The following is a 19246-nucleotide window of genomic DNA, read 5'->3' on the forward strand; positions in this document are numbered from 1 at the left end:
AGGTGACTGAGGATTTGAACGGATGCCTGGATCTGTGGGGAGGTGCCCGGGCCTTTGAGAGAAAGGTGGAGGATATATGGCAACAATTGATTTAAACTGTGATTTGGGAGAAAGCTTCGGTATATATAAAATCGGGATGGACCAGGAGGTCATACCCTATATAACCTCCGCTAATATCGCCTGCGGTTATCATGCAGGGGATCCTCTTGTAATGGAGAAAACCGTGTCTTTGTGCAGGATGTACGGGGTCCGCGTAGGAGCCCATCCGGGATTTCCGGACAGGATGGGATTTGGCAGACGGGATATGAGTATCACACCAGAGGAGGCAAAGGCGTATGTACTCTATCAGGTTGGGGCCCTGAAGGAATTCTGTAAAGCCCAGGGTATTCCCCTTCATCATATAAAACTCCATGGCGCCCTCTATAACATGGCGGCAAGGGACTATGGACTAGCCAGCGCGGTATGCCGTGCCTTGGCTGACGCAGAGCCTTCCGTAATACTTTTTGCCCTTTGCGGCAGTCAGATGATACGGGCCGCAGAGGAGTCTGGAATCAGATACGCAGGCGAGGTGTTTGCCGACAGGGCATATCGTGTAGACGGTACCCTGGTACCAAGAAATCGACCGGGGGCGATGATAGAGGATAAGAAGCTGGCGGTCAGTCGAGTTATCCGCATGGTCAGGGAAGGCATGGTGGATAGCGTGGAGGGGGTGGATATCCCTATCCGGGCGGATTCTGTATGTGTCCATGGAGATGGGGAGCAGGCTTTAGAATTTGTGAGAGAATTGCGCAAGGGATTGGAAAGCGGCGGAATTGACGTGCGTCCCTTTGGGGAATGATCGCAGTTAGCGGAAATACCCATCAAAGCGTATTCATTAAAAGTAACACTACACAGAGGTTGGTTACAGAAATATAAGAATATAGAATGATGTATAATCTAGAATTTATCAGTGGATTCCATATAAATACCAAGTTATTCTAATCCATGCCTTTAATAATCTGGGCATGTACGTGATGGCAGAGGGCGCAGAGACAGAAGCGCAGAAGCAGATGGTCATTGACCTGGTGTAGAACAGATTCAGGGGTATCACTATTCAAAGCCGCTTCCCGGGGATGAGATGGAGGGATTCCTGGAAGCCAAGATGCACCGTCCATAATATTTTACAGTTTTTCCGTGGGATTTTCCATGTATGGAGGAGAAAGCCAATGCTATGCTATTGGGAACAGGATGAGAACCAATATGGATACACAGGAGGTAAGGCCAAGAGACACAATGCGAAAAGCCAGAAAAGACTTGACATTTTAAAAGAATGCTTTTATAATATGCACCATTAACAAATAGTTGGTAAACAGAAAAGCGAAGGCGCTTAAGAATTTTAATTCTTAAGCGCCTTTTATGCTTTAATCAGAGAGGTGGTAGGACAGATGCCGGATATGTTGAAAGTAGAAAAACTTAAAAAAAATTTCGGGGACCTGGAGGTACTTAAAGATATCAGCCTGACCGTAAAAGAAGGGGAGAAGCTGGTTATTATCGGTCCTTCGGGCTCCGGCAAATCGACATTTATTCGCTGTATCAATTTCCTGGAGGAGCCTACCAGCGGAAAGGTAATCATTGAAGGGACAGAGGTGACCAGGAAGAATCATCTGGACATGGCGAAAAAGTATTCCTCCATGGTATTCCAGCAGTTTAACCTGTATCCGCACCTGACTGTGCTGGATAACCTGACTCTGGCCCCAGTTAAGCTTCAGCATGTTCCAAAGGCAGAGGCTCGGGAAAGTGCCATGAAGTGTCTCGAACGGGTGGGGCTAAAGGAAAAGGCGGGTAACTATCCATCCCAGCTCTCAGGAGGCCAGCAGCAGAGGGTGGCTATCGCCAGGGCATTGTGCACCAAACAGCCATTAATTCTATTTGACGAGCCTACATCAGCCCTGGATCCGGAAATGGTGCAGGAGGTATTGAATGTCATGGTGGAACTGGCCCATGAGAATATCACCATGATTTGTGTGACACATGAGATGGGATTTGCACGCCAGGTGGCCGACAGGGTCATATTCATGGATGGCGGCTATATCCTGGAAGAGGGGACGCCGGAACATTTCTTTGACAACCCGGAACAAGAGAGAACCAAAGCGTTTTTAAGCAAGATACTTCATTAGGATGATGCTTGTTTGGAATAATGATAAAGAGGAGGAAACAATTTATGAAAAAGAAATTATTTGCAACTGTAATGGCAATGGTAATGGCAGCTTCCCTGACGGCCTGTGGGTCATCCTCAGCCGGTACTACTGAGGCAGCGGATACACAGGCGAAGACAGATACTACGGTCAGCATGGATACGGCAACGGCAGATGCAGGCAGTACGACAGACGCCGGAAGCGCGGCAGATGACGGCAGCACTGTGGATACCGGAAGTTTAACAGCAGACAAGATGACGGCGGATGTACAGAAGATTATCGACAGGGGAGTTCTAAAGGTGGGCTGTAAGTCTGATATCCCCAAGTTCAGCCTTCAGAACACGGCTACAGGTGAATATGAAGGATTTGAGGATGACCTGGCCTTTGAAATTGCCGGTGAAATCTTCGGATGCACCATGGATGAGGCAAAGGAGAAGAAGCTGGTGGAATTCCAGGGTGTTACAGCCAAGACCAGGGGTCCGCTTCTGGAAAATGGTGAGATTGACCTGGTCATTGCCACATTTACCATTACAGATGATAGAAAGGAAACCTATAATTTCTCCACCCCATATTATACGGACGCAGTGGGACTTCTGGTAAATAAGGATTCCGGTATTACGTCCATAGAGGATTTGGACGGTAAGGTTATCGGAGTGGCTCAGGCTTCCACCAGTAAGGACGGATTCATGGCATATGTGGATGAAAAGGGCCTGTCCGTGAAGCCTGAATTCCAGGAGTTTGACGGTTATCCCGCCCTGGCCCAGGCTCTGGCTACCAAGCAGATTGACTGCTTCAGCGTGGATCGTGCTATCCTGGCCGGATATGTCAATGACACCAATATGATTCTGGATGACCGTTTTGCAGAGCAGGATTATGGAGTTGCTTCCGCAAAGGAGAATACAGGATTGGCGGAACTGGTGGAGTCCAAGGTTACATCCATGTTGTCAGACGGTTCCATGAAGGCACTTCAGGACCAGTGGGGACTGCAGTAGTTATGAAACAGAGTAGGGGTAGATTTGTATGATAAAAGGTCTTTTAGATGGGAAAAGGTGGAGTGCGCTGTTAAAGGCATTTCCTGAATATTATGTACCAGGATTTTTGATGACCTTAAAAATAGCACTTGTAGGGCTGGCCGTAGCGCTGGCCCTTGGCGTAATATTCGGGACCCTTTCAACATCCAGGTTTAAACCATTCCGGTTTATTTCCAGGATATATGTGGAGTTCATCCAGAATACGCCTCTGGCGCTGCAGGTCATGTTTTATTATTCAGTGCTGCCCATGGTGTTCTCAGGCTCAGGGTTCAGGATTCCTAAGTTCGCACTTGGGGTTATCGGGGTGGGTATCTATCATGGTGCGTACATATCGGAGGTAATAAGGACAGGAATAGAGGCAATCCCCAGGGGACAATCGGAGGCAGCGGCTTCCCAGGGATTCTCCTATATCCAGACCATGTATCATATCATACTTCCGCAGACCATTAAGATCATCATGCCGCCTCTTGCCAACCAGGCCCTTAACCTGGTGAAGAATACTTCCATCCTGGCCATGGTGGCGGGTATGGACCTGATGTATTTTACGGATTCCTGGGGAGCGGAGAGAGGATATTTTGCCCAGGCGTATCTTACAAGCGCTCTGTTATACTTTATCATCTGCTTTCCGCTGGCCCGTCTGGCGCGGTATCTGGAAATACGCGCTCTCAGGCTTCCCACTGCAAAGCATAATAACATAGAGGAGGGCGTATGTTAGGATTATTCAACCAGATTTTTACTCCGGCTAATGTGGTGTTTATGATGAACGGCCTGAAAATGACGGTTATCATTGCTGTATTGTCAACAGCCATCAGCATTGTATTTGGTATCCTTCTGGCACTGATAAGGACCTATGGCCGTGGTGGATGGAAATGGGCCGGAACCCTGGTGGCCGTGTACACCGAATTCTTCCGGTGTACCCCAAACCTGCTGTGGATATTATGGATATATTTTACGGTAAGGGGAAACAAAATCGGCGTGTGTGTATTTGCCATCATCCTCTTTACCTCGGCCGTAATGGCGGAAATATTCAGGGGCGGCCTGAACGCGGTTCCCAAGGGTCAGTTTGAGGCAGCACGGTCCCAGGGATTCAGTTTCTGCGGTACCTTGTGGTATATTGTGCTTCCTCAGATGTTCAGGAAGGTAATCCCGGCCCTGCTGAGCCAGGTTATTACCGTGATTAAGGATACATCTTTCCTCAAAATGGTGGATGTAGCTGAATTCATGAGAAACTGTGGCGTGGTCCTGGGGAGCATATACGATGTACGCGGGATGCTGATGCTTTTTTGCTTTGAAGCTGCATGTTATTTTTCCATCTGTTTTGCGCTGAGCTGTGTTGTGAGGACATATCAGAAGACCATCGCTACGGCATAGGAGGGAGGATTTATGGAAACATTCACAGTGACGATTACGAGGCAATTTGGAAGCCTGGGCCGATCCATAGCAAAGGAATTGTCCCGGGAGCTGGGCGTGGAATTTTACGACAGGGATATTGTGGAGGAGGTTGCCAAAAGGCTGGATATGCCTGTATCCGATATAAGCAATCAGGAGGAGCAGGCAAAGCACAGTTTCCTGCCCCGGATGTTCCCGCTGGGGACAGATGAGGAATATATACAGGATATAATATTTGATGTGCAGAAGGATATCATACTGGACCTGGCGGCCAGATCGAACTGCATCATGGTGGGCAGGTGTTCTGATTACCTATTGGAAAACAGGAAGAACAACATTAACATTTTCATCTACGCACCCTATGCCAGGCGTCTGGAAAACTGTATACACATTCTGGATATGGACAGGGATGAGGCGGAGCATATGATTGTATCCGTGGACAAGGCGCGAAATGCGTATCACAAAAAATATGCCGGCTATATGCCCGATGACCCCAGGCATAAACACTTGATGATTGATTCTTCCCTTTTGGGGGTGGAAGGAACGGCCGGACTGATTGCCGATATGGTCCGCAAATTGTATAATCAGATCATAATATAAAATTGGGTAATGCAGTTCCGGCCCAGAATTCCATAATAGGGCAGATCCTAAGCCCTAATAAAGCCGCTAAACAAAGTTACCCTGCCCTGATTGTTTTATTCTTTTTCTACGCAAAATAAAATGTATAAGCATGAAAATATAGATTTTGAAGAAAGAAGAGGACGTTTTTATTCGTTCCCCGCTTCAGCTCAATATCCGGTTTCGTGTACATATGATTACACATTCCTCATCCTGGATATTAAGTACCCTGTGGTTCCGGTTAGAGAGCACCCGGATGGTATCCCCTTCCTCCAGCGGGATTACCTCGCCATCAAATTCAAAAACTGCGTTCCCTTTTAAGATGAAGGAAGCTTCCTCCTCGGGATGGCGGCTTAGACGGCTGTCAACCTCGCTGTGGGGAGGCAGGACAATTAGGATCATATCAAAATTACCCCGTACAACCTTGTCTGATAAGAGACCATACATGGCGGTCTCTTTCTGCCCTTCATATATTCTCTTGCGTTCCCTATGACGTACCACAAGGTCGCTGTTCTTTACATCCTCGGCTAAAAGGTCGGCAACGCTGCAGTCCATGACATGTGAGACTGCCTCCAGCACACTTATGGTGGGGTTGCCGATGCCCCGCTCCATCTGGCTGAGCAGGGAACTGCTGACACCGGATTGTTCTGCCATTTCCTGGATGGTCATGCCATACCGGTTTCGGAATGTCTTGATTTTTCTGCCTATGTTTTCTATCATTATCCCACCTCTGGCCTGTTTATTGTATCTTTGACCTGCCCGCTACATTCCATGGCCGGTCCTGTTAAGCAACATAAATATGTGTCACTATACATTCTGAAAAACAAGTTTGTCAAGATATTTCCATAATTTTTTTGTTATTAAAGTTAATATAATAAAAATAATTCATTAAAATGAATAAATGATTTGACAAATATAGAATGAAGATGCTATAACTCAATACATCAAAATCACGGCGCGCAGGTTTGATTAAAATGGTGACACAGGAGGAACATATATGGGCGAGATAAAGAACATACCGGTAATATCAGATGAAAAGGTGGATATAAACCGTGCAGCCATCAGCCACAGGGCAACCTGGATGGCCCTTACCTACGAGGCGGCGAAAGAGGAAGGCGCGGACGGTGAGGCATTTGCCAGGAAAGCCATTGCAAAAACAGGGCAGCTTCAGGGGGCATCCATTAAGGCGGGCTGCAATCCGGATGATGTTGCAACTTTCAGAGCTGCATTCCTCTCAGATGTGGTGGAAAAGACATTTGAGATGGAGGTTAAAACAGCAGATGAGGATTGTCTGGAGATTGACTTCCATTACTGCCCGCTGGTGGCCGGATGGCTGAAGGCAGGAGTACCTGCAAAGGATATCCCCGCGTTATGCGATATGGCAATGGACGGGGACAGGAATATCGCGGCGGTCATGGGATATGAGTTCCATCTGGGAAAAACCATTGCAGGCGGTGATGATATCTGTGAGGTCTGTTTTTGTAAAAGGAAGTAAGGATAATCACATAGAGCCGGTTATACAAGGAAAGCGAAGATGCTGAACGAAAAACAGTGTCTGCGCTTTTTTATTATTCCAGTCGTATGAGGAGGAAATGATCATGAGAAAACATATGAAGAAAAAGGCAACGGCAGTCCTGCTGGCCGCAGCCGTGGCATTTGGCCTTGCCGGATGTGGCGCGGCAGCGGCAGGTACATCCGAAGGTTCAGGAAACACACAGGCAGGAAGCGCGGCGCCAGAAGGAAGCGGGAAATCCAAGGGTACCATAAAGCTGGGCCTGGTTGCCCCTGTTACAGGGGTTCACGCGGAATACGGACAAGGTTTTCAGGCTGCCACCCAAATCGCGGTTGATGAACTGAACGGCGCCGGGGGTGTGAACGGTTACCAGCTGGTAATCGAGGTAAAGGATTCTGCTGCGGACCCCAAGACCAGCGCGGATATGGTGACACAGTTCTGTGAGGATGATGATATCAAGGCTGTGATTGGGGATTTCACCAGCGGCGCCTGTATGGCGGATGCCCCAATCGTGGATGAGTATGGCTGTGTCCTGATATCCCCAACCGCCTCCAATCCTGATTATGCCCCCATGAGTGAATATTGCTTCTCGACCATGTACAACCAGGCTGACAAGGCGCCGTGGGTTGCCAAATCAGTGATTGGAAAGTTCATGGGACTGGATAAGATAGCTGTCATGTACCTGAATACGGACTGGGGCATCAGTACGAACCAGCATCTGGTGGATGCGTTGAAGGAAGCAGGGATTGAGGTCATGGCAGATGAGTCCTACGAGGAAATGGAGACTGACTTCAGTTCTGTGATTGCCAAGCTGAAGGCCTCCGGTGCAGAGGCGGTATGCATCCTGGACCAGGGCAATGTGCCCTCCATCATCAACCAGATTAAGGCATCAGGCTGGAATCCTAAGATGGTAACGGAGGGACCAGGCGCTTCCCAACAGCTGTTGGACCTGTGCGGCGCTAATGCAGAGGGGCTGATTGTTTCCGATTCTTCCTATATTACCCCGGACAACCCGGTTACGAAGGATTTTTATGAGAAGTTTTTTGCCATGAATAAGACCGCCCCGACAGACCATGCGCTTTGTGCCTACAATGCTGTGCAGATGCTGGCAATCGCCATAGAGAAAACCGGCGATGGTGAGATTACAAGGGAGGCCATCAAGGATAACCTGAAGGACGCAGCCTATGACGGGATGGCAGGCAGGCTTACCTTTGATGAAAATGGTGGAGGTGTCCGTCAGTTCCTGCTCCTGGGGGTAGAGGGCGGCAAGTATGTGATTGAAGAGGATTATGGGTTTGAGTAAACTGATTTTAAAAATAATCATCAGGGAGGAACGCATATGGCATCACAATACATTATCAGTCAGTTGGTAAACGGACTGTGCCAGGGATTTATCTATGCCTTGATTGCCCTGGGCTTTGCTGTTATTGTCGGAGTGGTGGGGCTGGCTACATTTACCCATGGAGAGGTCCTTATGATTGGCGCATATGCGTCCTTCTACCTGTTCCTGTTCTGCGGAAATAATATAATACTGGGACTTTTCGCCAGCTTTGCCGCTGCCTGGGTAGTGGGTATCATCATCTACAAGCTCTGTTATGAGCATTTTGTCAATGCCCCGGAACATATCTCACTGATATGTACCATCGGATTCAGTATGTTATTAAAGAACCTGGCCCAGATTCTGTTCGGCACAGAGAGGAAACCTATGCTGAACATTGTGCAGAACCGGATTTTCCATCTGGGACCAGTGGACATCAGCAGCGTGCAGCTCATCATCATTGCCACGGTCATCATACTCAGCACGGCCATGATGATGATTTTTAACAGGAGCAGGTGGGGGATTGCCCTCAGATGCGTGAGCCAGAACCGGGAAGCGGCAGCCCTGGTGGGAATCAATGTAAGGCGGACGGCCATGATAGGAAACTGTATCGGATGCGCCATGGCAGGTGTTGCAGGTACGCTGATTGGGATTTACTACCAGTCCATCAGCCCTACCATGGGCACTACGCTGAGCATGAAAGCATTTGCGGCAGCCACCCTTGGCGGACTTACCAGCGTACCGCTGTCTTCCTTTGGCGGTGTAATCCTGGGAATGATTGAAAACATGGGAATAGCCATATCCTCGGCAAGCTTCAGGGATGTGTTTTCCTTTGGCTTTCTTATCATCATGCTGGTATTCAGACCGACTGGTTTTGTTAAAAGGAAAGGAGTAAGGCCATGACAGAGAAAATAAGCCACTTATACAATAGGTACAGGACAGCTGTATGGATTGCCTGCCTGGCTGTGATGCTGGCTCTGCCCCTGTTTGTGAAAACAGGCAATATGAGGATTGTGTGCAGGATCATGCTTTATATCATCCTGGCAGGCGGCCTGAATATAATCAATGGATACTGCGGGCAGCTGTGTTTCGGGATAGCGGGATTTTACTGTGTGGGGGCTTATGTGCAGGCCATTCTTATGAAGACCTTTGGAGTCAGTTTCTGGGCGGCCCTTCTTCCGGCCGGCATCATGGCAGCTTTAATCGGGGCGGTGGTGGCACTTCCGGCCCTGCGCATGAAGGGAATCTTCCTGGCCATGATTACCATTGGGTTTTCAGAACTCATGCGTCTTATTGCGCTTAACTGGACGCCTGTAACGGGCGGCGCCATGGGATTCAAGGGGATCATGGCGCCGCGTTTCCTTGGCATCAAGATGGGCGGCGCTTCTAAATACTATTATATTTTCCTGGCCGCCGTGCTGCTTTATATGTTCTGTACCAGCCGTGTCATCAAATCGAGGGTAGGGAGGGCGTGGATGTCCATCCGGGAGGATGAACTGGCAGCCAGGTCCCTGGGCGTGGACGCCAGACGGTACAAGGTGCTTAACTTCATGTACGGCGCTTTCTGGGCAGGAATCGGAGGGGCTGTGTATTCCGCCTATGCCTCCTATGTGGATTCCACCTATTTTACCCTGGACGAGGGGTTCAACATCCTGGCCATGCTGATTATCGGAGGACAGGGAACCCTGGCAGGTCCTGTGGTTGGTTCGGTTGTGGCCCAGGGACTGACAGAGGCGCTTCGCGGCATTGAGGAATGGCGTTATGTGGTATACGCCTCCCTTATCATACTGATGATGTGGGTACGTCCCCAGGGGCTTGCAGGCGCATCAGGCAGCATGCTCGCGGGAACCAGGACAAAGAAAAAGAAACACACACAGCATGCTGCAGTAAAAATACCAAAGGAGGCGTAGTGATGGGAGCTTTGCTTGAGGCAAAACATGTTTCAAAGATATTCGGCGGCCTGGTGGCGGTGGACGATGTGGATATGACCATTGAGAAGGGGGATATTTATGGGATCATCGGACCGAACGGCGCCGGAAAGACAACATTTTTTAATATCTGTTCCGGTTTTTACACCCCGACTTCCGGCTCCATTTACCTGGAGGAATCCAGGATATCCGGGCTTCCCTGTGACAGGATTGCCCGGATGGGCATTGCCCGGACCTTTCAGAACATACAGCTGTTCCGGTATATGACGGTCCTGGAAAACATTAAAATAGGTTTCCACATCAATACAAGGACAAACCTGTTTGATGCCATCCTTCAATCCAGGAGGTATAGGGAGGATGAGGCGATGATAGAGGAGAAAGGGGCGCAGATACTGAAGGAGGTAGGACTTAGCGGATATGCATATACCATGGCGGGAAATCTTCCCTACGGTGTACAGCGGAAGGTGGAAATAGCCCGTGCCCTGGCCCTGGAACCTAGAATCGTGCTTCTGGATGAACCTGCGGCGGGCATGAATCCCCGGGAAACGGATTCCCTTATGGAATTCATGGTCATGCTGAAGGAAAAGGGATACACCATAGCGGTCATTGAACATGATATGAAATTCGTGATGAATTCGTGTAACCATATCCTGGTCCTGAATTTCGGACGTAAAATCTGTGAGGGTACCCCGGAGCATGTGAAGGATGACAAGGGGGTACAGGAAGCTTATTTTGGCAAGGGACTCATTGCGGAAAGAGGGGTTGCGTATGCTTAAGGTTGAAAATCTGGTAGTCAGCTACGGACATATCAATGCCCTGCGGGGTATAAGCTTTGAAGTAAACCAGGGGGAAATCATTTCCCTTATCGGGGCCAACGGTGCAGGCAAGACCACGGCCCTGATGGCGGTTTCAAACCTTGCGGGGAAGGAGTCGGGCCGGATTTCTTTCATGGACCGGGATATTACTGCGATGCCTCCCCATAAGATTGTGAAGATGGGTATATGCCACGTGCCGGAGGGCAGGAAGATCTTCCCGGAACTGACCGTGTATGAGAATATGATATCCGGTTCCTTTGGCAATCCCAATCTGGGCCGGGAACGGATGGATGAACTGGTGGAGGAACAGTTTACGATGTTCCCAAGGCTAAGGGAGAGAAGGAATCAGGCAGGAGGCACCCTGTCCGGAGGGGAACAGCAGATGCTTGCCATTGCCAGGGGGCTGATGATGGATCCCAAAATCATCATGCTGGATGAGCCGTCCCTTGGCCTGGCGCCCATAGTTGTGGAAGAGATATTTGAGTTAATCCAGAAAATCAGGGATTACGGGAAAACCATCCTTCTGATTGAGCAGAATGCATCCATGGCGCTGAGTATCGCCAACCGGGGATATGTGCTGGAAAACGGTACAGTCACTTTAACCGGATCAGGCAGGGACCTGCTGTCGGACAGGGAGGTACAGAGGGCTTATCTGGGGGCGTAGGGGAGTTAGAAGAGGCCCTGATCTGGGTCCTGGATTATGAAAAACACAAGGAAAAGGGGATGAGGAAACATGCTCACAGGAAAGACTGCGCTGATTACAGGGGCCGGGAGCGGCATAGGAAGACGGATTGCCATCTGTATGGCGGGACAGAATGCCAGGGTATTCCTGGTGGGGAGGAGGAAAGAAGCGCTGGAAGAAACGGTCCGCTTATGCGGGAGCGGCAAGGGAGAGGCTGCATATATGCCCTGTGACATATCCAGGGAGGAAGATGTAAAGGCGGCTGTGGCAGAGGCGGTACATATATTTGGTACCATTGATACAGTGGTGAATAATGCGGCCCTGTTCCTGGAAACCGATATATTGAAGCCGCATCTGGAGGATTCATGGATGAAGATGCTGGATGTAAATGTCATGGGTATAATCCGGGTCATCCATGAAGCCATACCTTACCTTATCCGGCATGAAAAGAGTTCGGTTATCAATCTGTCTTCCATAGACGCGTTCAGTGGCTGTAAAGGATATGCAGGCTATTCTGCTGCAAAAGGGGCGGTGGTCAGTCTTACCCGGGGCCTGGCAGTGGATTTGGGGGTGTATGGGGTCAGGGTCAATGCCATTGCGCCAGGAATCACAAAGACACCAATGACACAGGCGCGGATTAAGGCAGACAGGGATAATTATATTGCAAGGACGCTGCTTAAGCGGATTGGGACAGATAAGGATATTGCAGATGCAGCCCTGTTCCTCGCCTCGGATATGGCTGATTATATCACAGGCGAGGTGCTGCAGGTAAACGGGGGGATGCAGATGATTTGAAGAAAATAAAAAGCCATATAAAAGCACCGAAAAAGGCCAGGACATATCCCTCCACCAACAGGTATCCCAAAGAGGTGCCAAGGGACTGTGAGCCCACCTTTAAGCCCCAAGCAATCCCCAAACACACCCATGGTGTCAGCGGCGTTGAGGATAAAGTACTGGCCATGTATGCACGGGGCATGAGCCAACGGGATATCCCGGTTACTACCGAAGATATCTATGGCTTTAAGGTATCCCATGAAACAATCCCAACCGTCACGGACAGGGTGGTTGAAACAGCCGATGAATTGCAGAACCGGCCATTAAAAATTCTATACGTTCGTCTTTGTAGACTGCCTGTATGTCTCAATCTGGAAGGAGATGGAAACAAAAAATTGTGCCGTTTGCGTAATCCTTGGGTATGTTTACACAGTTTACTTTTATTAATTTTGCCAGATACCTTCTAAAAGGAGTTACCCAGCTTGTTTATTACCTGAATATATTCCATTGATCTACAGTTACAATTTCCGCAAATTTATTGCTTAGGGAAGCCATAAATACGGCTTGGACAACAGGTGCGGGTACGGATATATGATTCCATTCCAGTTCCTTCGTTGCACATGCGTCTTCCAAAAGAGTGATCTCATAGCCCAGGTTCTTAGCAGCCCTTACCGTAGTATCGACGCACATATGTGTCATCATGCCGCAGACCACTAAATGACGGATATCTTTTTTATCAAGTTCCGATTTTAAAATGGTCTGATAAAAGCTGTCCGGTGTATGCTTCTCAATTACTAATTCCCCAGTTTGAGGGTAAACACTTTTATGGATGCGCACTCCCTCTGTATTTGGTACAAAAAATGCTGCGTCTGGAGATGGATTAATATGCTGGACATGGAAAACAGGAAGCCCATGTTCCCGGAATATCTGTAATACGTTCTTTGCCTGATTTGCTGCTGATTCCGGCCGATACAATTCATATTTCCCATTTGGGAAATAGTCATTCTGTATATCAATCAAAAGCAGTCCTATACTCATTTCAATTACCTCCATATGTTTTTAGGTCTATTATAATTGAAATGAGGATATAGTAAATTACTTACTTTTTGGTAGGTAAGCTCTGGCTATACGAAATTCCTTTTTGCTCAAGAATGTCGGCGCCTCCATGTTCCAGCATGTATTCGATGCCGAGTTCCTGCATAATTTCTACGGCTTGAAGCAGCTTTCGTCCTCGTCCTGTCAGAAAGTATTCCACATGTAGTGGATAGCCTTCCGTGCTTATCTTATCAATCAAATCATATTCACGCAGTTCTTTCAGCTGTTGCAATAACATTTTTTCTGATATGCCCTCTATCGTATGTTGTAATTCTGAAAATGTCCGATTGCCTTTTCTTAATTGAAAAATGATGATGGTTTTCCATTTCCCTTTCACAATGTCATGTACAATTTCCAGGGGGCAGGTATATTCCTGACGCATTTTCATATATAGTACCTCATATATTCTAGTCTTTATCCCATCATTCCTCATTTAAGCCTGTGTAATCACATGCCTGAGCTGATAGACTTCGTTTTTCTGTGAATTACAGGCTGTTATCATTCCATAGGTTATTCTACCAATTCTCCGTTCCGATATATAACTGTAACGTCAGAAAAATCGATAATAATTTCACTGACAAAATCAGTATTTTCTTTCCAGTATTCAGGGATTCCTATTTCCTGTGAATGGCCTGATATGAGGTTTCTAATAGGACTTGTCCAAACTACTTTATAGTGCAGCGTACTTTTTTCACTGCTAAATGATCCGTTGTCAACTTCTATTATACCAATACCGCTCCCTTTTACCTGGAGAAAAAAACCATCTATATCATGTAATGGTTCTTCTGTTACGGTTATTTTCCCATCGGAATACTTCACTGGTAACTCAACAAAATAAAGCGAGATTAAACATGTAAAAAGCAAAATTAAACTTACTGATGTAATAATGGCAATACGAAGTTTCCCTCTGTTCCATAATTTTTTTAATGCTTTTAATTCATTCATATCTTTATCCGCACTTAATTTAACAGGCTGCTGCATTTTTTGTAATTTAGCCTGACATTCTGTACAGCTTTTTAAATGTTCTTCTACTAGAACTTTGCTCTCATTACTGACAATGTTTTCGACGTACAGTGGTAAAAGGTCTTTTATTATGTTACAGCTAATTTTCATGTTCTAATTCCTCCAATGCCTCTACGATTTTTATTTTTGCGCGATAAAATGTTACTCTGGCCCAGCTTGAATTTTTACCAAATATCGCACCTATTTTTTCAAAAGGCAATTCACCTAAAATACGCAGAGAAAAAACTTCCTTATAGGGTTCGTCCAGATGATGTAAACATTGATAAATTGTAAATGCTGAATTTTCATCAATCAGAAGTTCTAATACATCGCTTTTATTATCCTCTATATCTTTTGTGTCTTCTACTAGGTTACAACGCTTTGCTTTTTTGTAGTACGAATAATACGTGTTTCGAGCAATCGTATATAACCATGCGCGAATATCCTGTGAAGCATCATATTGGTTTAAGTGCTTTAATGCTTTAAAAAATGTTTCCTGTGTTATTTCTTCCGCAATCGCTTCAGAAGATGATAGCCCTTTAAGAAAAAAATAAATATCTTTGAAATATAGCTGGTATATTTTTTCAAAGTCCATTATATATCCTCCTACCTGTACTACTTCCGAAATCACACAACGTTACAAAATTTTTTAGTAATAATTTCTTTTGGGGAGTAAATGGAATCAGCAATTTAAAATCCACATAAATTGACATCTATAAGTCATCTTTAATGGAGCCAGATAAATACTACTTTGCAATCTTGGCGCTTTATAGCACCTCATATATTTCCGGCTTTATCCCATCATTCATCATTCAAGGCTGGATAATTACATCTCTGAATTGATAGACTTCTTTTTTCTGTGAATTGCAGGTTGTCACCATATGGATTGTCAGTTCATCAATCCCAGGCACCTGAAATGTGCTTAATTTACGATTCCCGGCAGTTACGGCTGTGGGAAGGAGGGAGATACCGGTTCCCAGAGCGACTGCATGGGATATTGCCTCTACGGTATCGAGTTCGATTAGAGCAGGAATGGAATGTATTTGGGAAAACACCCAGTTTTGGAGCATTCTTCTATAGGGACAGGTTTCTAGCGTGTTTACAATAAGAGGGTACCTGCATATGTCTTCCAGCATGCTGCCGGCCGGCGCAAGGATGCTTATCATTTCTTTAAATGAATAGATGGATTTTAAGTGTGGCTTAAAATACTGAGGTTCTACAAAGACACAATCGGCTTCCCCCTTTTCCAGTAAAGAAATAAGATGGTCCTGCCGATCCGTAACGCATGAGCAGGCCACATCAGGGTGTTGTTTTTGATAATCAGCGATCCACTGGGGTAATCGGGTGGCGGCCAGCGTCTGGGTGGTTCCGATTTTCAGTTTTGGGGAATCCACCCTGAACTCGGAAACTGCACGTTCCAGCAGTTCCAGGACTGCATCGGCATAGTACAATAATTTTTTTCCATCTTCTGTCAGAGTTACCCCTTTTCCATGACGCACAAATAGCGTGGTTCCCAGTTCCTCTTCCAGCCTTTTTATATGGGCTGTCACATTTGATTGCACATAGTTTAAATTTGCAGCAGCTCCGGTGATAGAGCCTGTATATGCGACTTCTTTAAAAATCCTTAATTCAAGACTTTCCAATTTACCCACCTATCATTCTGTGTGATTGCATGTATCATTACCGGTTATTATACAATATCTGAATCAGAAAGTATAATAAATCCAAAAGAAAAGGAGGCATTCTATGATAACATTCAAAAATAAAGTGGCCCTTGTCACCGGAGGCGGAACGGGAGTTGGACGGGCCGCATGCATGAAATTGGCGGAATATGGGGCTTCTGTCATCGTTAATTACGCTCACTCCCATGAGGAGGCGCAGGAAACAGTTCAGATGATAGTAAAGAACGGAGGTAATGCGACTGCAATCAGAGCGGATATTTCTAAAGATTCAGAGGTTCGTAAAATGATTTTGGAGGTGCAGAATCAATTTGGAGGAGTTCACTACCTGGTTAATAACGCCGGTATAACAGAACAGCTGGATTTGGCTGACTTAGAGGGCGTTACGGATGCGATGTGGGAGAAACTGTTTTCTGTCAATGTAAAGGGCGCATTTTATTGCACCCGTGCCGTGGTCCCATTCATGAAAACACAGACAGGGTGTTCGATTCTTAATATGGGGAGTATTGCCGGTATAACAGGCTCCGGATCCTCGCTGCCATATGCTGCTTCAAAAGCTGCTGTCCATTGCCTGACGAAATCGCTGGCCCGCGCCCTGGCGCCTGATATCCGGGTAAACTGCATAGCGCCGGCGGCTATTTCCACAAGATGGTGGTCCGGTGAGGAAGAAAAAATGTACCGGCTCAGCGGCAATCTCCCGTTACAGCGGATTTCAACAGCGGAAGACATTGCGGAATTAATCTGTGCGGTTCTGGCCCAGGATTCCATGACAGGACAGATCATAAGCCCTAATAATGGGATGCTGATCTGATTTACAATGCTGTTAATGATTTTGCTTGTTGGAAGTTTCCCAAACCCTCTATTTGCAGCGCCCTCTGTTCATTTTTAAATCTTTATGGTATGATAAACTCGAAAATAAAGTGTGGAGGCGAATATAGTGATACGTCATTTGCAAAGCAAGGATATAGAGGACGTATGTAACATAGTGAATAGTGACTGGAAAACAGTATATGCCGACTATGTGAATCCCGAACTATTAACAGAACGGGGTTGTTTAGAAAGAAGCAATCAACTGAAATCCGATTTTATATCCAGCAGATTGTCGGAATATGTTTGGGAAGAAGATGGGAAAATCCTTGCACTACTATCTGTCGGCAAAACCGCAGATATGGATAAGGCAGGAGCCTTTGAGGTGTGGCGTATCTATGTTTCTAAAGAGGCACAGGGCAAAGGAATCGGTAACAGCCTTTTATCTTTTGCAGAGCAGCAGGCTGAAGAATCCGCTTTTCATGAAATTGTAATATGGGCCTTTCGGGATAACATTCACGCTATTTCGTTTTATCAGAAGCACGGATATGTAATAGAAAAAGAGGAATACTTAGGCGAGCCATATCTGACTTATGGGATTCGATTGAATAAGTTACTGTTGTAAATGATTGATTTTTAAAAATTGGAAGAGCGAGAAGTATAGAGGTAATCAGAAAATGTGATTGCCTCTATTTTTACTCATTTTTAGGAAAGGAGCCAATACATGAGCGAAGTATTTTCTATCCAAATCCATAACCGCAATTTCTTTGAACAGGGCGAGTGGATAGAGCTTCCTACCATCTCTGAAAATTTACAGGGAGCCATGTGGCAGGCTGGACTTGCCAACCACAACCCGCAGGACTTTTTTATCAACGGGTATTCCTCCCCGGAGGAAAAGCCGCTTGCCCTGCCCTATGGTATGGTGCTTGCTGCCGACGTGGACGAATTGAATTTTCTAGCCGCCCGGCTGGAACCGTTAGACGCCGCCGGGATTGCAGAGCTGAACGACGCCCTGACAAGGCCAATCGAAGAATTTGACAGTATCGGACAGATCATTGACTATCTGGATAATATGGATTACTTTGTCTATATGTCGGACATAGAAACCCTGTCCGCGTTGGGCGACTACTACCTGCATAAATCCGGCATGATCCGAATGCCGGAGGAATGGAAAGGAGGGATTGACCCGCACCAGTTAGATTCGGACGACTTGGAGGGTGTTACGGATGAGGTTTGAGAGAAGCTGTTTTCTGTCAATGTAAAGGGCGCATTTTATTGCATCCGTGCCGTAGTAAAGCCCTAATAATGGGATGCTGATCTGATTTACAAAGTCACCAATGGCATTGAGAAAAAATAGAATTTGAGGTAAGATAGGGGGCAAAGGATGTGATGGCAATATGAAAATGCGGGAAGAATTTACATGCCCCCTGGAACTGGTACATGATATGATAAAAGGCAAATGGAAGCCAATCATTATATGGTGGCTGCGCCTGGGACCGACCTCTCTTGCCAAGCTGGAAAAGGATATTGATGGGATTACACAGAAGATGCTGCTGGAGCAGCTAAAGGAGCTGATAGACTACGGTTTTGTAGAGAAGAAATCCTTCGAGGGCTATCCGTTGCATGTAGAGTATTCCTTAACGGAAGGACAGGGGCGGGAGCTTTTGCAGGCGCTGAAAATCATGCAGCATATCGGGATTGAATATCTGAAAGCACAGGGAAAAGAGGCCCTGCTGATTGAAAAGGGAGTTGTCCCGGAATAATACCTACGAAAAAGTGGGTAATTTACTCTGGGAATTCATGTGGTTATGATGGTATAGAATAAATCGCATGGAGGTGGAATTATGATTGTGACGAGTACAGGAATCATCGGCGGAAAGATCCAGGACCAATATGGAGGGCGCGGGACCCAGTTTAATGAAAACGGGATTCCAACGTATTCCCTGCCATTTAAAATTGAGGAGGCTCCAGAGGGGACCGTTTCTTTTGCGGTCCTCCTGGAAGACAAAGACTCTTATCCGGTTACGGGTGGATTTGTATGGGTTCACTGGCTGGCCGCGAACATCACGCGCAATGAGCTACAAGGTAATGAGAGCCAGACGGCCAGTGACTTTATCCAGGGCTGCAATAGCTGGACGAGTATCCAGGGCAGCCAGCAAAGCAGGGAACTGTCCAGCTTCTATGGAGGGATGACACCACCCGATCAGGCGCATACTTATGAGCTGCATGTTTTTGCACTGGATGGCCTGTTGAATCTGCAGACGGGATTTTACTTAAATGAGCTGTATCACAAGATGGAAGGGCATATTTTAGATCAGTATACATTAAAGGGTATATACGACAAGATGTAAACAATAATCGGGACATGGAAGCCGCTAAACAAAGCTTCCCTGCCCCGATTGTTTTATTCTTTTTCTACGC

24 protein-coding genes and 1 pseudogene are annotated in these 19246 nt (G+C 46.7%); 19 read left to right on the top strand and 6 right to left on the bottom strand.

The window, feature by feature from the left end; translation table 11 throughout:
* Positions 1-76 precede the first annotated feature (76 nt).
* From LK536_RS53245 to LK536_RS53270, 6 genes are all read left to right on the top strand, one after another.
* Positions 77-838: a LamB/YcsF family protein gene (locus tag LK536_RS53245; protein ID WP_227796993.1), complete on the top strand. Its 762-nt coding sequence runs from the start codon at positions 77-79 to the stop codon at positions 836-838.
* 595 nt (positions 839-1433) lie between these two features.
* Complete coding sequence (locus LK536_RS53250; RefSeq protein WP_227797020.1) at positions 1434-2156, top strand: amino acid ABC transporter ATP-binding protein; 723 nt, start codon at positions 1434-1436, stop codon at positions 2154-2156.
* 44 nt (positions 2157-2200) lie between these two features.
* On the top strand, positions 2201-3166 hold the full coding sequence (locus LK536_RS53255; RefSeq protein ID WP_227796992.1) for a transporter substrate-binding domain-containing protein: 966 nt from the start codon (positions 2201-2203) through the stop codon (positions 3164-3166).
* A gap of 28 nt (positions 3167-3194) precedes the next feature.
* The gene (locus LK536_RS53260) at positions 3195-3920 is read left to right on the top strand and encodes an amino acid ABC transporter permease (RefSeq protein WP_025484800.1); all 726 of its coding nucleotides are present in this window, start codon (positions 3195-3197) and stop codon (positions 3918-3920) included.
* A complete protein-coding gene (locus LK536_RS53265; RefSeq protein ID WP_227796991.1) occupies positions 3914-4576 on the top strand; it encodes an amino acid ABC transporter permease in 663 nt (220 codons plus the stop codon). Before LK536_RS53260 ends, LK536_RS53265 begins: the two co-directional genes overlap by 7 nt.
* A 12-nt stretch (positions 4577-4588) precedes the next feature.
* On the top strand, positions 4589-5194 hold the full coding sequence (locus LK536_RS53270; RefSeq protein ID WP_227796990.1) for a cytidylate kinase-like family protein: 606 nt from the start codon (positions 4589-4591) through the stop codon (positions 5192-5194).
* 183 nt (positions 5195-5377) lie between these two features.
* Here LK536_RS53270 and LK536_RS53275 read toward each other — a convergent pair whose 3' ends face one another.
* The gene (locus LK536_RS53275; protein WP_025484804.1) at positions 5378-5932 is read right to left on the bottom strand and encodes a helix-turn-helix domain-containing protein; all 555 of its coding nucleotides are present in this window, start codon (positions 5930-5932) and stop codon (positions 5378-5380) included.
* Positions 5933-6209: 277 nt separating this feature from the next.
* On the opposite strand from LK536_RS53275, the gene LK536_RS53280 reads away from it, so the two are divergent.
* The 8 genes and pseudogenes from LK536_RS53280 to LK536_RS53315 form a co-directional block, all read left to right on the top strand.
* Positions 6210-6707 (top strand): L-2-amino-thiazoline-4-carboxylic acid hydrolase, encoded by a 498-nt coding sequence (locus tag LK536_RS53280; RefSeq protein WP_025484805.1) that lies wholly within the window; start codon positions 6210-6212, stop codon positions 6705-6707.
* A gap of 103 nt (positions 6708-6810) precedes the next feature.
* On the top strand, positions 6811-8028 hold the full coding sequence (locus tag LK536_RS53285) for an ABC transporter substrate-binding protein (protein WP_025484806.1): 1218 nt from the start codon (positions 6811-6813) through the stop codon (positions 8026-8028).
* Between the two features lie 36 nt (positions 8029-8064).
* The gene (locus tag LK536_RS53290) at positions 8065-8946 is read left to right on the top strand and encodes a branched-chain amino acid ABC transporter permease (RefSeq protein ID WP_227796989.1); all 882 of its coding nucleotides are present in this window, start codon (positions 8065-8067) and stop codon (positions 8944-8946) included.
* Positions 8943-9953, top strand: coding sequence for a branched-chain amino acid ABC transporter permease (locus LK536_RS53295; RefSeq protein ID WP_025484808.1), 1011 nt, complete (start codon positions 8943-8945; stop codon positions 9951-9953). Before LK536_RS53290 ends, LK536_RS53295 begins: the two co-directional genes overlap by 4 nt.
* Before the next feature lie 2 nt (positions 9954-9955).
* Positions 9956-10747 carry an ABC transporter ATP-binding protein gene (locus LK536_RS53300; protein ID WP_227796988.1) on the top strand — a complete coding sequence of 264 codons (792 nt, stop codon included), beginning with the start codon at positions 9956-9958 and terminating at the stop codon, positions 10745-10747.
* Complete coding sequence (locus LK536_RS53305) at positions 10740-11450, top strand: ABC transporter ATP-binding protein (RefSeq protein ID WP_025484810.1); 711 nt, start codon at positions 10740-10742, stop codon at positions 11448-11450. The genes LK536_RS53300 and LK536_RS53305 overlap by 8 nt, the downstream gene beginning before the upstream one ends.
* Positions 11451-11519: 69 nt before the next feature.
* Positions 11520-12263, top strand: a complete 744-nt coding sequence (locus tag LK536_RS53310; protein ID WP_025484811.1) for an SDR family NAD(P)-dependent oxidoreductase — start codon at positions 11520-11522, stop codon at positions 12261-12263.
* A gap of 74 nt (positions 12264-12337) precedes the next feature.
* Positions 12338-12665: pseudogene (locus LK536_RS53315) on the top strand (transposase); the annotation flags it as partial.
* Between the two features lie 66 nt (positions 12666-12731).
* On the opposite strand, the gene LK536_RS53320 reads toward LK536_RS53315, so the two are convergent.
* The 5 genes from LK536_RS53320 to LK536_RS53340 all read right to left on the bottom strand — a co-directional run bounded on the left by LK536_RS53320 (position 12732) and on the right by LK536_RS53340 (position 15982).
* On the bottom strand, positions 12732-13280 hold the full coding sequence (locus LK536_RS53320) for a cysteine hydrolase family protein (protein ID WP_025484815.1): 549 nt from the start codon (positions 13278-13280) through the stop codon (positions 12732-12734).
* Positions 13281-13341: 61 nt separating this feature from the next.
* Positions 13342-13725: a winged helix-turn-helix transcriptional regulator gene (locus tag LK536_RS53325; RefSeq protein ID WP_227796987.1), complete on the bottom strand. Its 384-nt coding sequence runs from the start codon at positions 13723-13725 to the stop codon at positions 13342-13344.
* A 122-nt stretch (positions 13726-13847) separates the two neighbouring features.
* The gene (locus tag LK536_RS53330) at positions 13848-14450 is read right to left on the bottom strand and encodes a zf-HC2 domain-containing protein (RefSeq protein WP_227796986.1); all 603 of its coding nucleotides are present in this window, start codon (positions 14448-14450) and stop codon (positions 13848-13850) included.
* Complete coding sequence (locus LK536_RS53335) at positions 14440-14934, bottom strand: RNA polymerase sigma factor (RefSeq protein ID WP_227796985.1); 495 nt, start codon at positions 14932-14934, stop codon at positions 14440-14442. Before LK536_RS53335 ends, LK536_RS53330 begins: the two co-directional genes overlap by 11 nt.
* Positions 14935-15151: 217 nt before the next feature.
* On the bottom strand, positions 15152-15982 hold the full coding sequence (locus LK536_RS53340; RefSeq protein ID WP_227796984.1) for a LysR family transcriptional regulator: 831 nt from the start codon (positions 15980-15982) through the stop codon (positions 15152-15154).
* Positions 15983-16085: 103 nt separating this feature from the next.
* On the opposite strand from LK536_RS53340, the gene LK536_RS53345 reads away from it, so the two are divergent.
* The 5 genes from LK536_RS53345 to LK536_RS53365 all read left to right on the top strand — a co-directional run bounded on the left by LK536_RS53345 (position 16086) and on the right by LK536_RS53365 (position 19176).
* A complete protein-coding gene (locus LK536_RS53345) occupies positions 16086-16829 on the top strand; it encodes an SDR family NAD(P)-dependent oxidoreductase (protein ID WP_227796983.1) in 744 nt (247 codons plus the stop codon).
* A 126-nt stretch (positions 16830-16955) separates the two neighbouring features.
* Positions 16956-17450 (top strand): GNAT family N-acetyltransferase, encoded by a 495-nt coding sequence (locus LK536_RS53350; protein WP_506092232.1) that lies wholly within the window; start codon positions 16956-16958, stop codon positions 17448-17450.
* A gap of 99 nt (positions 17451-17549) precedes the next feature.
* Entirely contained in the window at positions 17550-18062 is a 513-nt protein-coding gene (locus LK536_RS53355) for an antirestriction protein ArdA (protein WP_227796981.1), read from the top strand.
* A 160-nt stretch (positions 18063-18222) separates the two neighbouring features.
* Complete coding sequence (locus LK536_RS53360) at positions 18223-18588, top strand: winged helix-turn-helix transcriptional regulator (RefSeq protein WP_227796980.1); 366 nt, start codon at positions 18223-18225, stop codon at positions 18586-18588.
* 81 nt (positions 18589-18669) lie between these two features.
* Entirely contained in the window at positions 18670-19176 is a 507-nt protein-coding gene (locus LK536_RS53365; RefSeq protein WP_227796979.1) for a YbhB/YbcL family Raf kinase inhibitor-like protein, read from the top strand.
* The last annotated feature ends 70 nt before the right edge of the window (positions 19177-19246 follow it).

Source organism: Clostridium pacaense, from assembly GCF_020709765.2.
Classification (GTDB): domain Bacteria; phylum Bacillota; class Clostridia; order Lachnospirales; family Lachnospiraceae; genus Enterocloster; species Enterocloster hominis.